This window comes from Fortiea sp. LEGE XX443 (assembly GCF_015206815.1).
In the GTDB taxonomy this organism is placed as follows: Bacteria; Cyanobacteriota; Cyanobacteriia; order Cyanobacteriales; family Nostocaceae; genus Nostoc_B.
This window is the reverse complement of sequence record NZ_JADEXZ010000032.1, coordinates 44457-57300: the sequence shown is the minus strand read 5'-3', so window position 1 is coordinate 57300 and position 12844 is coordinate 44457. Positions and strand designations below refer to the sequence as shown.

Here is a 12844-nt window from a genome sequence, read left to right as displayed (position 1 = left end):
TGTGTATAAGAGACAGCGTTCCCCCTGCCCCCTGCCTCTAATCAAGATTCCCAACCATTACCATGTCACACGATATGTAATGACTGTGCTTTTCATGTCAAAGTAAAAGCAGCCATAGAGTGCATTCACCCTGATGAATTTACAGTTAATTGTGCTGTTGTCACTTTTTGTAGTTCATTTCAACCTATCGAGGAAGTTGACAGCCCATGCGTGACTTTCGGTAATGATGAGGAATGATAGCAACAAAAAGGTGGATTAAACTTCGATCGCGCAGATTAGAAAAACCTAAGAATCAAGCTAAATTAGCAGAAATAAGCTAAAGTCTAGCGACTAAACATTTCCCAGCAATATTGACAATGAGATTGGCGCTGATCAAACTTTGTGTTATGGTGTCGGTTTATACATTTTTCCTATTCCAAAACCATGATGAATCGCCACCAACTACCCAAATATCTAACATTTTTAGGTTTATCAGCAGGATTAGGAATTGATTTAGCAATTCCTCAAGTTCTTGCTCAAACTACCATACAGTCATCTGTCAGTAAAGGTGTAACATTTACATGCAATGACAGTGAAGCGACCATCAAAGCTAAAAATGGGCCGAAGATAAGTATTGCAGGAAAAACTATCTATATTGGTTATCAGCAAGTATCATCTTTGAACCAAGATCCCCGCATTATTCGATTTGATAATGGTGTCAAAAAATGGTGTCGCAGTGACTACGAAACAACATTAGACGATAGCAGAGGCTACGGATTGCTATGGGATGGAGGAAACGTTTTGTATGGTGTTTTCTCTTCCACTGGTAGCCAGACTGGTAATGATTTTCGACGCTTTGCTAAAGGCCGTTGGCTATCTTATTACGGTAACGGTGGTGGTGCAAAGGTAGCAGTTCTAGCGCGGATTAATGCCTCCAATGGCAACGTTGACTATGCTACGTTTGTTACTGCCAAAAAGCCAAGTGATGGTAAAACTAACTCTTTAGTTGTCACAAAATTGTCATGGAATGGAAAAACTTTAAAAGTGTTAGCAGATTCGTGGTGGTCTCCTCGCCGTGGTGATCGAAATTCCATGACTTGCACTGGTTCATCGCCTTATAAATACACAGCCACATTTACTAGCGATTTAACAAAAGTAACTTCGGCTTCCGCAGTTAACTGTAGTTAAAAAGCACTTACGTATTAGAAATTATTTGCACCCAACTGGAGAGCATAGAGATTCGCGTATACTCCTTGCTGATCAATAAGTTCTGTATGAGAGCCTTGTTCTACAATTTGTCCTTGCTGAATTACTAACACCTGATCAGCCTGAGTTACGGTACTGAGGCGGTGAGCAATCACAAAACTGGTACGACCTTGTAACAAACGAGCGATCGCACTTTGTACTAATGCTTCTGTACGGGTATCAATACTGCTGGTTGCTTCATCTAAAATCAAAATTCGCGGATTAATCAACACCGCACGAGCGATACTAATAAGCTGTCGCTGTCCCTGACTTAGAGGCGCACCTCGTTCCCCCAATTGTGTTGCGTAACCTTGTGGTAGTGAGGTGATGAACTCATGGACATTGGCCAATTGTGCAGCTGTTTCAATATCGGCTTGGGTAGCGTAAGGAGCGCCAAAGGCAATATTTTCAGCCACAGTTCCAGTGAACAATAAATTATCTTGCAAAACAATACCAATTTGGTGACGCAGACTAGCTTGGGTAACACTACGTACATCAATGTCATCAATTTTGACTGCACCACCAGACACATCATAAAAACGCAATATCAGGTTAATAATTGTCGTTTTGCCTGAGCCAGTCGGCCCCACTAATGCAACCATCTGTCCTGGACGAGCGTGTAAATTCACTCCTTTGAGAACCAGTTGCTCTGGGTTATAGCCAAAGGTGACATTCTCAAATCTGACCTCACCTTGAATAGGTGGCATTTTCACGGCATCGGGTGCATCGTTGAGTTGCGCTGGTTCATCCAACAACAGGAAAATTCGCTCTAACCCAGCAAAAGCAGACTGAGCTTGGGTGTAGAACTGGCTAAGAATTTGGATGGGGCGAAAAAATTGTTGTACATAAAGTAAAAACGATGTCACTACTCCAACTGTTACTGCTCCGGTGACGGCGAGATACCCACCATAGGCTAATACACCTGCTGTTGCTAGGGTATTGAGAAAATCAATCGATGGTAAAAAGGCCGCGGTAATTGCTACCGCCTCGACATTGGCATCACGATTGGCGGCGTTGAGAATGTCGAATTCTTGAATATTGATCGGCACGCGATTAAATGCTTGGGCTTCGCGCACACTGCCAATATCTTCTTCTAACTTGGCAGAAAGTTCGCCGATTGTTTGGCGAGTGACGCGAAATCTAGCTCTTGCCCAACGGGCAAATAAGCTGGTGGTAAAAATCATTAGTGGTACAACTAGGTTGCTTAACAAGCCAAGTTGTAGATTAATTGAAAGCATGGCAATAACAATGCCAATCAAACTGAAAGTGTTACCCAACATTTGGGCTACGGTTTGTCCAAATGCCTGATTTACGGTATTGACATCATTCAGTAGGCGACTCATTAAATCGCCCGCTTCACTACGGTCAAAAAAGCTGAGTGGCAGACTTTGGATTTTAATAAAAATATCTTGCCGCAGTTGAGCCAACAATCGCTGCATAATCCAGCCGACACGAATAATTTGACCCCGGATTGCCCAAATCCCAAATACATAGATCAGTGCTAGTAGTCCTAATAGCAGCAGCAAACCAGACAAATTCCCATTGACAATTAAATAATCAATTGACCAGCCTAATAAGAATGGCCCGATCGCCTGAGTTAATGCACCAATACATACTAATGTCAAGGCAATGGGAATTTCTTTGCGGTAGGGTCGCAGGTATTGTAAAAAGCGCCGTAAGGTGGAGAGTTGCTGAGTTGCCAGTTGCTCGGATGCAACAATCGGGCTTGTACCTCTCATAATAATTTTGGATTTTAGATTGGGAATTTTTTCTGCGTCTGGCTTAAAGTCAATCTATCTGTCGTATTTAGGACTTACGCACTATACAAATTAATCATGGTCTGTCTGAGCCAAGATTTGGGGGATTTTCCCCCACACCCCCGATTGGGGGACGGTTGCGTCCCCCAAACCCCCTCCAAATATTTCTGCGGTTTTTTGTTTAGTCTTTATACATATTTGTTTTTTTGGTCAATGGTAAGTCTTAGAATTATTTTTTGATTGGGATGAACTCTACGCTATTTGACAAACAGAGCATGTAAAATTATCTCACAAATATACAGCGCCGGAAATTTTTAGCCCCAAGTTCTAAAATATTAAGGTGCAGTCAAGCGAGGATGTCAAATGCCTTCTCCGTTCCCTGGCATGAACCCATATCTTGAAGGCTACTTGTGGAGTGACGTACACAACGCTCTTGCTAGTAAAATTCGTGCCTTTCTTGCGCCACAACTGCGCCCCAAATATGTTGCACGGCTGGATATATATGTTGTAGAAGATATTTCTCCAGCTAGTGAAATTGGCATTTTGTACCCAGATGTTGAGGTAATGCAGATCAAACAACGGCGCGATGTAACTCCTCCCACCGCCACATCGAATATTACCACAACCCCTGCGCCATTAACGCTACCAGTTATCCAACCAGTGGAAGTCCGCATCCCCACAGTGGAAATTCGGGATACAGCTAACAACGTCCTGGTAAGTTGTATCGAAATCCTCTCCCCTGTCAACAAACGCGAACCAAATATTACTGACTACCGTCAGAAACGCCAACGTTTATATAATGCAAACGTCCATCTCATTGAAATTGACTTGCTGCGGCGAGGAAATCGACCATTTAATCACCCTCGTCTGCCAAATGTTCCTTACTTGATTACCTTAACGCGATCGCACTCTGGAGTTATTAATGTGTGGCCTGTGGCTTTACAAGATCCTCTCCCGACGATACCTGTTCCTTTGGGTGAAGGCGACTGTGATGCTGTACTAGAGTTGCAAGCTGCCCTCCATGCTATCTACGATGAGGCTGGGTATGATTTATCAATAGACTATACCCAACCCCCGCCTCCACCAGTATTGAGTGATGCAGATATTGAGTGGATGTCTAGACAATTGAAGAAGTAGATTGCTTCTGCTTGATTTGAGATTCCAAAATTGCACCATAGAGGGGACTGGTTTGCATCAATTCCTCATGGGTTCCTTGGGCTACCAATTGTCCTTTATCGATTAAAAAAATGCGATCGGCATTCTTAACGGTGCTGATGCGTTGAGCCACAACAAAAGTGACGCAAGCTTTTTGGCGCATTAAATCATCGAGTTCGGCTTGAATTTGCGCCGCTGTTTTGGCATCCACAGCAGAAGTACTGTCATCCAAAATCAGGATACTGTAATCGGTGAGTAAAGTCCGTGCGATCGCTATGCGTTGTTTTTGTCCCCCAGATAAACCAACGCCGCGTTCACCCACAATCGTGTTGTAGCCATCGGGCAGACTGCTAATGAAATCATGAATTTGGGCAGTTTTCGCCACCTCAACTACCTGTTCTAAGGTGGTGTTGGGTTTGGCATAGGCGATATTCTCGCGGATAGTGCCAGAGAATAGGGTTGTTTCTTGGAACACAATGCCAATATGGGTTCTCAGACTTTTGAGGGTAAAATCTCGCACATCCCGCCCGTCAATCCGAATTGCTCCTTTTGTGACATCGTAAAAGCGGGGAATTAAGTTCATAATTGTGCTTTTCCCTGAACCTGTCATGCCCAGAACGGCGATTAGTTCATTGGGTTTGGTTTCAAAGGAAACATTTTTCAGGGCTTCGGTTGTGGCTCCGGGGTAGCGAAAACAGACGTTCTCAAAGGTAATTCTGCCACCGCAAGTTTCAAATGGCATGGCATTGGCGCGATCGCGGATCTCAACTGCGGCATCTACTACTTCAAAGACGCGTGCAGCCGAGGCGGCGGCTTGGGCGATCGCCGGGGCAGCAAAGCCAATTAACAAAATTGGTTGTAAAATCAACACCAGGTAGGAGTTAAACGCCACCAGTTCACCAACGGAAAACCTACCACCAATTACCTGCGCTCCTCCATAGCCAAAAACCGCCAGGGTCACTAAATTACTCAGCAAAAAGATAAACGGGAAGGTGTTGCGGATGGCGCGAATGGCTTGCATGTTTGCCGTGACAAGGGCATCATTCAAGGTTGTGTAACGCGACTTTTCGGCAGACTCCCGCACGAAGGCTTTGACTACTCTGACTCCCAGTAAGTTCTCTTGCAATACAGCATTCAGGTTGCTCAGTTGCTCTTGGATCTGCCGGAATAATCGATCATTACGGATAATAAATCGCGCCATCAACCATGCTGATATCGGTACTACTGTTAAGGTAATTAAGGCTAGTCGCCAGTTCATGACTAGCAAAATCACGGCAATAGTAAGTAATGTCACCAATCCGCCGATGACTTGAATCAAGCTAGTGCCTACAAATGTGCGGATTTGCTCGATGTCGCTGGTGACACGGGTTAAAAGTTGAGAAGTCTGCGACTGGTCATGATAGCTAAAACTGAGGTTTTGAATTTTGCTGAAAATTTTGTTACGCAGGTCATAGGCGACACCTTGAGAAGCGGCTTCTGCCAAATAGCTTTGGCCAAAATTAAACACACCACGAGCGATCGCGGCCACTACCATCCACGCGGCGCTGTAAAGTACTATTTGTGAGTTTTGCTGGTTAATGCCTTGATCAATTCCCCAGCGAAATAGCTGGGGAGTAACCGCATTCGCAGCTGTCAATAGTAAGAGACTAATCAAAGCTCCCAATGAAATCCATCGGTAATGGCGTAAACTCTCTAGTACCCGCTGGATTGACTGCATTGAGGAATTTTGCTGGAGTTCTGGTTGTTGCACCAATGGTATTCACCCCTGCCTGTATCTTTCACAAATTATCCCTTACCTTTTGGCTGGCTGAAGAATTTTAGATTTTGGATTGAGGAATATGGGACAAATACCTTACGACAGAGTACTAGCATCTGTGCATCAGGTTTTGAGGCATAACCACAGGTAATTGCACCGTCACAGTAGTACCTGATGGTGCATCAGAATGAATGGAGAATTCCCCACCATGAGCATTGACAATGCGTTTGGTAATCGCCAACCCCAACCCAGTACCACCAGATTTTGTGGAGAAAAATGGCTGAGTTAGCTTGGATAGAATCTCTGGGGGAATTGGTTCACCGCCATTGCAAACATTGATCCCCACTTTACCTGGAGATGAATTTTTGACTTCCCATCTAATCACATCTCCTGGGGAAACGGCCTCACAGGCATTACGGATAATATTGATAAATACTTGTTTGAGCTTATCTTTATCACCTAAAATTTTGACTGTAGATGAGCCTGGGATAAAATCAATTTTTCTTGAGAGTGCTTCTGGCATGTCACCAATTGATTTGAGCAACTCATGAATGAATTCATTCACATCCAATTCACCGAGATGCAAAACTTGAGGCTTGGCGTAAAGCAAAATTTCACTCAGCAGATTTTCTAAACGACTGGCTTCGCTGAGTGCTAACGATAATCGCTCTTTAGCAGCTTCATTCAAAATAGTTTTTTTGAAATACTTCAATCCCATGATCATTGTGGTCAAGGGATTACGAATTTCATGGACAATCATGGCTGCAAATTCACCAATGGCTGCTAGTCGTTCTTGTTCTACAAGCTTGGCTTGTGCTGTCCGCAGTTCGGCGGTGCGTTTTTCGACTTCAGACTCCAAAATTTGATTAAACTCGCACTGTTGCTGGTAGAGATGATAATTATCAATTGCTGTAGCTGCACGTTCAGCAAATACTTCTGCTACTTGGATTTCTTCTGGTGTGAACTCTCGTGGCTCGCGATAAAAAGAGCAGACAGTACCAATCACTTTCCCTTCAGCAGTCCGCAATGGTATGCCCAAATAAGCATAGTAACCTTGGGGAATCTCTCCATACTGTGGATTTTTTACGGCATTTGCTACTGCTAAGGGACGACCAATTTCTATTACAGTACCAACGAGTGAACCATGTAGTGAATAGACATGTTCACCTTCACCCATATCAATACTGCTGGCTAATACTGTCTCAAAACCTTTTTGGCACAGCGTTACCACAGACCAATGTACTTCCAGCAATTCACTCACTCCGCAGGCAATGCTATGTAGATAGTTACATAGTTCCCCAGATCGATAGTTTAAACAGGATAATAATGCGATCGCTCGTCTTTCGCGCTGCCACAGTTGCTTTTGCAACAAACTTGTTTTAACACTGGCTTTGCTCATATATGCCTGTTGCAGAAGTTGATAAATTGTTAAAAATCATGAATCCTAAGTTTTAAAATTTTTTCCAGTAAAAATTCTGGATATCTACAATTATGTTTAATTAACTTGGATTTTTAGATTTAATCATAAAAATTCTACTAGAAATATCTGTTATTTGCATCCTATTAATTTATAAATATTTTGTTAAATTAATAAAAATTAACGAAATCTCAATAATAACTTTATATTTTATTTGAAATATTTATCAAGAAACAATTAGCTTGCCATCTTGAAAGCTTTAGCAATTCATACTTATTAAGTAATAATCAATTTAAATTACAAGTTATCAGAGCGAGTACTATTAAATATATTAATAAAATTTAAGTCATGAAATTGAAACATTTGCTCATATTAGGTCTAGCTTCTTTATTTGCGGTTAACTATGTCAAAAAGCATCAAAAAATTTATTTGATACTAGCTAGATGACTAAAAATAGGATGGGTTAATAAGAGATTAACTAAAGTTAAAAAATAACTATTAGCTAACAATTATAACGAGCAGAGTTTTGCAGGCTTCTTTCACAGCATGACTTTCTGGTTTCATCGCTGGAACAGTTTCCGATGTGCAATTCATCTACGGCGATCGCGCCATACAGTTCGGATAAGAATTTTCACAAACTAAAAATGTCTGTAGAGACGTTGCAATACAATGTCTCTACAGACACTACGAATATTTACTTAATATCTAAATTTATGATTGTTGATGTCCCTTGGCATCACATTCTTTATGCCAACATCTTTTGAGAAGTCCAATACGCCAGCTACGAGCAAAGCGACGAGGATTTAATTCTAAATTAGAATCACGGCTAAATAAGGGTTGGTTGAGATACTGCCAAAAGGGAAATTTAATTTTGGTGTGTTTTGCGGACATAGGAGGAACAATCTAAATATATATAAAGCGATCGCGTTATGGAGGTAGTGGAAATTTATAAAATAACTACCACTTACTGATTTTCTAGTTAAAGATGACATGATATGTATTCAGTTGTCCTGGTGGCAATTGCGGAATTTTACGTAACGTTTTCTGTCCAATCCGTTAGACTGAAGATGCTCCGCAAAGTTCCCAAAGTTGATTACTGCGTGGTTATAACGGCAACATCTGGCAGTTGTACTGAGTTATTTCTTCATATAAGTGGCTCCTGTTGACGACTTCTCCTCACTTTTCTATTTACTTGATTAGCAAACGCAAAATGTCAGACATCTCACAAAAATAGGTAAAACTTTACAGTCGCAACACATTGATACACCCTGAAGCCAACACTTGAGTTAACATGTCTGCTATTGCTTTTGTGCATTTTGCGTGGGGAGTGGGAAAAAATAAATATGACAACAGTTATCAGCAAGCAGAGCGCGGAGAATTTAGTTGTAATTGCCGAGCAATTTGTGATTCAGGATAACGTTAGGAGTGTTGCCGCATTTGGCAGTGGCAATATTAATGACACATTCCTAGTCACACTCAATTCTGCTACAGAACAGTATTTTGTCCTGCAACGCATCAATACCCAGGTGTTTCGTCAGCCGCGGCTGATTATGCAGAATATGCGCGTTTTTAGCGATCATGTTTATCAACGTTTGCAACACACACCCCTCAACCGTCGCTGGGAAGTACCACGGGTACTGTCAACCAAGGATGCTCAAGATTATTGCATTGATGCTGATGGTTCTTTTTGGCGAGCAATTAGCTTTATTCAAAACTCACAGTCTTTCGACACAATGCCAAATATAGGATATGCCAAAGAAATTGGCTATGCCTTGGGGATGTTTCACAATTTGATCAGTGATTTACCAGCAGAAAGACTGGCAGATACTCTTGTCGGTTTCCACATTACACCGCTTTACCTGGGTCATTATCAAGAAGTTTTAGCAAACACTAGTCCGCAATTATCCCCTGAAGTCAATTATTGCTTGCAGTTTGTCAGCGATCGCACGAATTTTGCACACATTCTAGAACATGCCAAAGCACAAGGCAAACTACCATTACGCCTGATGCACGGTGATCCCAAAATCAATAATGTCATGTTTGACACTACGACGCAAAAAGCTGTCAGTGTGATAGACCTTGATACGGTAAAGCCTGGATTGGTACATTACGATATTGGTGACTGTTTGCGTTCTGGTTGCAATCCGGCTGGTGAAGAAACTGAGGAATGGGATAGTGTTTATTTTGACACTGATTTGTGTCAAGGAATTTTACAAGGTTATCTTGCTGTCGCCAAGGCGTTTCTAACTGAAAATGATTATGCCTACATCTATGATGGTATTCGTTTAATTGCTTTTGAATTAGGACTGCGATTCTTTGCAGATTACTTAGCAGGGAACGTCTACTTTAAAGTTAAGCATCCAGAACATAACTTAGCAAGGGCGATCGTTCAGTTTAAGCTAACCGAAAGTATCGAATCTCAAGAAAGCCAGATTCGCAACATTATTCAGGATATGAAATGAACGAGCAGAAATTCTCTTTGCAACCCTTTGCGTCTGACAACTTGCTACCTGATGTGCAGATTACAGGTAATATCGCCCGAAATGCTCATCAACTTGCTGTTACTTACAACTTACTCGGCGACTTAACAGAAATTATCATTGCTTCACCGTCAGATACACCAACCCGAAAACACGAACTTTGGGAAGACACTTGCTTTGAGTTCTTTGTTGGGATTGTAGACTCCCAACGGTACTGGGAATTTAACCTCTCCCCCGCAGGACATTGGAATGTCTATCGTTTTGATGGCTATCGTCAAGGTATGCAAGAGGAAACAGCCTTTACTAACTTGCCATTCCTGGTTGAACATCAGGCTAATCTTTTAGCTTTAAATTTAAGTGTGGATTTAACTAAAATCGTCTCCTCAGAGCCAGCCATTGATGTTGCAATTACTACTGTGGTTAAACAAAAAAGCAGTCAAATTTCTTATTGGGCATTAGCACATAAAGGTACTGAGGCTGATTTTCATTTACGGGATAGCGTTCTGATTTTGTTGTAAATTAGGCGAACTAATATCAGTATAAATAAGATCGCAGTGTTAAGGGGTTATACCCCTGAGGGGACTAACCCTGCAACCTGAATGAAGCGAGTGAAAATATAATTTTAGTAATCGATTACTTTGTTCAGGGTTTTATAGGCTATAAGCTAGGCGATCGCTTACACGGAACTGCGATCGCTCTTTATTTTGGATATGATTTGCTAGTGGTAGATTTGACTCTAAACCATGTGTTGCAAGCGAGACAAGCGCTCTGAATAATTTTTAATTACATGCAGTGCAAACATAGGTGCTTCCTGAACGGCGAAGAGAAATCTTTTTTCGTCCAGAGATATGAGGTTACAATCAGTTTTAGCGATCGCAGTATAGGTACGATTTTTGATCCAAACTAGTACACCTGTGCCAAAAATATTCCCATCTGTAATTGTCTCTACGACTTTACCTTTTACTAATATGTCTACTTCTCCTTCGACAATACCAAACATACAATCACCAGACTGTCCTTCTTCAAAAATAACTTGACCTGCTGAATATATTTGAGGAGCGGCTTGTTTTTGAAAAATACTGATTGTAATTACTGGACTTAACATTAGAGCAATACCAAAATTATTTGCTTGAAAAAATTTTTGGTTAAATAATACAATAACCGAGTAAATTATACTACCTTTTGTTGATTAATCTTCAACAGACATTAATGAGCTTACAGCTAACTACCGTGGTAGAAATAATATAGATAAGTAATTAGACAGAATTAATTACACAAATTTTTGACTGTAACCTGTCACCTATCTTTACCCATGAATTTTATTGTGTCCGACTACTCATATAACATTTAACACTTGTATTTTATGTGTATTTATGCTTTTTCACATGTTACTAATCATTTTTCTTTACCAAAGATGAATGTCTAATGACGGATGAAGCAATTACCATAGAATCGCTAAAATCTTTGCAGTTAGTATTTTAGCTAGGTGTTGAATATGCGGCGCGTTTTTGATTTTATTTTAATGGTTTTTTGTGGTACTATTTGGATATTACTCGGAATGTTATCAGCAATCGCTTCACCGCAGATGCAAGTTCGAGAACAGAATCAAAGCCGCAAACACAAGAATTTTCTGGGAAAAGATGACTGTTTATTTAATGCGCGATCGCCTTACATCCAATGTGCTGTGAATCCATCTGAAGTATGTGATAAATGTATTTATTTTGTTGAATCTTAGAAATGGAAATACTAATTTGTAATTAATACATACACAAAAATATCCCCGACTCCTTTAAGGAGTCGGGGATCTGAGCTTTTAATTATGAGTAACTAAACCAGAACTGAGGGTGAAATAAGCTGCACAAAACCAACCTCCTTCAGGATGTTTTAACACAGCTTTGCCTAGGTAAAAATCGTCATCAATCTGTACTAATTGATCTACCAAGTCACGAATCAGGAACTGCGGATTACCTGGTAAATCAAAATTCAATCGCAAGACTTCAATATCTGGCTCTAATAAACACCTACCCAGAGATGATTGGAATTTGAAAGCAAGCGATCGCCCTCTACTATCTACAACATAACCATTATAGAAAGGCCAAATTAAGCGTCCTAATAATAAACCATCATTCGTGAAAATATTATCTCCAGTATTATTTTGAGCATCGAATTTTTTACCTTCCCAAGGTAGCCAAATTTTAGTTATGATATCTAACAAATTATCTAAAACTGGGTGGAAATTAGAGGCAAGAAACTCACCCCAATAACGACCATTTAAAAGTTGGTTTGGGACTATACCTCGGCGGTAAATATTATCTAAAGCTGCAATTCCACTTTTTTGGTCGTATTTCAACTGTCTTCTGGCTGCGTCAAGTTCATCGCAGAGATTCAGGTTGATTTGCTTATAATTATTCATAAGTAGCCTCACTGAGCTTAGTTGATTCCTGAGAGCTAGGACTTACGCAATGAAGTCAATTTAACTATTTAGACTCGATTAAGTAACTGCTTCTATGATTACATTTAAAACCATTTCTTAATGGCTATATAGTAGCACGACGCTGGATTTACCGCTTCATTCTAAATTTTTGCCAAATTGGCAAACAAATAGTTATGAATACTGATATTGTTTTTATTGTGCAAGGGGTGTACCAGAAGTTGTCCTGACTTGATTGTTGGGGCAACTTCTCCAATAAATATCACGAGTTTGAAATCCTGTCTGCCAAAAAAGCGTATTAAAATTTACATTTGGCAAAACTATTGTTCATATTGCCTTCGGTTGAGGATTGCTGCCTCAGATAGTAAGAAACCAGGAACTGGGAAAGAGGGTGTTTAACATTTTCCACAATCTTAATCAAAAAGCTTTTACCGCCAAGTACGAAAATGAGTCTTCCCTAGATATTGTTTTCCAGCAAGGTTAATAAATTATAAAAATTGGATTAAAAATTTATAGTTTACAAACATAACTGGCAAAAAATCCTTCGGATTAGGAAAAATTGATGATTTTTATAAAGTTTTAAGAGTTATTATCGATCCCAAGACATAAATTAACAACTTGTAA

The 12844-nt window shown here is 40.5% G+C and carries 12 protein-coding genes; 6 read left to right on the top strand and 6 right to left on the bottom strand.

What is annotated here, in order from left to right; translation table 11 throughout:
* Positions 1-24: 24 nt before the first annotated feature.
* Positions 25-237 (top strand): hypothetical protein, encoded by a 213-nt coding sequence (locus IQ259_RS27175; RefSeq protein WP_228014534.1) that lies wholly within the window; start codon positions 25-27, stop codon positions 235-237.
* 186 nt (positions 238-423) lie between these two features.
* On the top strand, positions 424-1167 hold the full coding sequence (locus tag IQ259_RS14000; RefSeq protein WP_193885686.1) for a hypothetical protein: 744 nt from the start codon (positions 424-426) through the stop codon (positions 1165-1167).
* 14 nt (positions 1168-1181) lie between these two features.
* Here IQ259_RS14000 and IQ259_RS13995 read toward each other — a convergent pair whose 3' ends face one another.
* Entirely contained in the window at positions 1182-2963 is a 1782-nt protein-coding gene (locus IQ259_RS13995; protein WP_193885685.1) for an ABC transporter ATP-binding protein, read from the bottom strand.
* 381 nt (positions 2964-3344) lie between these two features.
* On the opposite strand from IQ259_RS13995, the gene IQ259_RS13990 reads away from it, so the two are divergent.
* Complete coding sequence (locus IQ259_RS13990; RefSeq protein ID WP_193885684.1) at positions 3345-4118, top strand: DUF4058 family protein; 774 nt, start codon at positions 3345-3347, stop codon at positions 4116-4118.
* On the opposite strand, the gene IQ259_RS13985 is transcribed toward IQ259_RS13990, so the two are convergent.
* The 3 genes from IQ259_RS13985 to IQ259_RS13975 form a co-directional block, all read right to left on the bottom strand.
* Positions 4099-5853 carry an ABC transporter ATP-binding protein gene (locus IQ259_RS13985; RefSeq protein ID WP_193885688.1) on the bottom strand — a complete coding sequence of 585 codons (1755 nt, stop codon included), beginning with the start codon at positions 5851-5853 and terminating at the stop codon, positions 4099-4101. The genes IQ259_RS13990 and IQ259_RS13985 overlap by 20 nt on opposite strands.
* A gap of 148 nt (positions 5854-6001) precedes the next feature.
* Positions 6002-7291 (bottom strand): GAF domain-containing sensor histidine kinase, encoded by a 1290-nt coding sequence (locus IQ259_RS13980; protein WP_193885683.1) that lies wholly within the window; start codon positions 7289-7291, stop codon positions 6002-6004.
* A 729-nt stretch (positions 7292-8020) separates the two neighbouring features.
* On the bottom strand, positions 8021-8200 hold the full coding sequence (locus tag IQ259_RS13975) for a hypothetical protein (protein ID WP_193885676.1): 180 nt from the start codon (positions 8198-8200) through the stop codon (positions 8021-8023).
* Between the two features lie 452 nt (positions 8201-8652).
* On the opposite strand from IQ259_RS13975, the gene IQ259_RS13970 reads away from it, so the two are divergent.
* Together IQ259_RS13970 and IQ259_RS13965 are read left to right on the top strand one after the other, a co-directional pair.
* Positions 8653-9771: a phosphotransferase enzyme family protein gene (locus IQ259_RS13970; protein WP_193885674.1), complete on the top strand. Its 1119-nt coding sequence runs from the start codon at positions 8653-8655 to the stop codon at positions 9769-9771.
* Complete coding sequence (locus tag IQ259_RS13965; protein WP_193885672.1) at positions 9768-10307, top strand: DOMON-like domain-containing protein; 540 nt, start codon at positions 9768-9770, stop codon at positions 10305-10307. Before IQ259_RS13970 ends, IQ259_RS13965 begins: the two co-directional genes overlap by 4 nt.
* A gap of 218 nt (positions 10308-10525) precedes the next feature.
* Here IQ259_RS13965 and IQ259_RS13960 read toward each other — a convergent pair whose 3' ends face one another.
* Positions 10526-10894: a cyclic nucleotide-binding domain-containing protein gene (locus IQ259_RS13960; protein ID WP_193885670.1), complete on the bottom strand. Its 369-nt coding sequence runs from the start codon at positions 10892-10894 to the stop codon at positions 10526-10528.
* Between the two features lie 390 nt (positions 10895-11284).
* On the opposite strand from IQ259_RS13960, the gene IQ259_RS13955 reads away from it, so the two are divergent.
* A complete protein-coding gene (locus IQ259_RS13955; protein WP_193885668.1) occupies positions 11285-11524 on the top strand; it encodes a DUF6464 family protein in 240 nt (79 codons plus the stop codon).
* A gap of 78 nt (positions 11525-11602) precedes the next feature.
* Here the strand turns inward: IQ259_RS13955 and IQ259_RS13950 are convergent, their stop codons facing one another.
* Positions 11603-12202, bottom strand: coding sequence for a hypothetical protein (locus IQ259_RS13950; RefSeq protein WP_193885666.1), 600 nt, complete (start codon positions 12200-12202; stop codon positions 11603-11605).
* Positions 12203-12844: the final 642 nt, after the last annotated feature.

Excerpts from the sequence above, each read along its gene's own strand:
- IQ259_RS13990 (WP_193885684.1), top strand. The coding sequence starts at position 3,345 with ATGCCTTCTCCGTTCCCTGGCATGAACCCATATCTTGAAGGCTACTTG.
- IQ259_RS13955 (WP_193885668.1), top strand. The coding sequence starts at position 11,285 with ATGCGGCGCGTTTTTGATTTTATTTTAATGGTTTTTTGTGGTACTATT.
- IQ259_RS13980 (WP_193885683.1), bottom strand. The coding sequence starts at position 7,291 with ATGAGCAAAGCCAGTGTTAAAACAAGTTTGTTGCAAAAGCAACTGTGG.
- IQ259_RS13995 (WP_193885685.1), bottom strand. The coding sequence starts at position 2,963 with ATGAGAGGTACAAGCCCGATTGTTGCATCCGAGCAACTGGCAACTCAG.
- IQ259_RS13965 (WP_193885672.1), top strand. The coding sequence starts at position 9,768 with ATGAACGAGCAGAAATTCTCTTTGCAACCCTTTGCGTCTGACAACTTG.
- IQ259_RS14000 (WP_193885686.1), top strand. The coding sequence starts at position 424 with ATGATGAATCGCCACCAACTACCCAAATATCTAACATTTTTAGGTTTA.
- IQ259_RS13975 (WP_193885676.1), bottom strand. The coding sequence starts at position 8,200 with ATGTCCGCAAAACACACCAAAATTAAATTTCCCTTTTGGCAGTATCTC.
- IQ259_RS13970 (WP_193885674.1), top strand. The coding sequence starts at position 8,653 with ATGACAACAGTTATCAGCAAGCAGAGCGCGGAGAATTTAGTTGTAATT.
- IQ259_RS13960 (WP_193885670.1), bottom strand. The coding sequence starts at position 10,894 with ATGTTAAGTCCAGTAATTACAATCAGTATTTTTCAAAAACAAGCCGCT.
- IQ259_RS13985 (WP_193885688.1), bottom strand. The coding sequence starts at position 5,853 with ATGCAGTCAATCCAGCGGGTACTAGAGAGTTTACGCCATTACCGATGG.
- IQ259_RS13950 (WP_193885666.1), bottom strand. The coding sequence starts at position 12,202 with ATGAATAATTATAAGCAAATCAACCTGAATCTCTGCGATGAACTTGAC.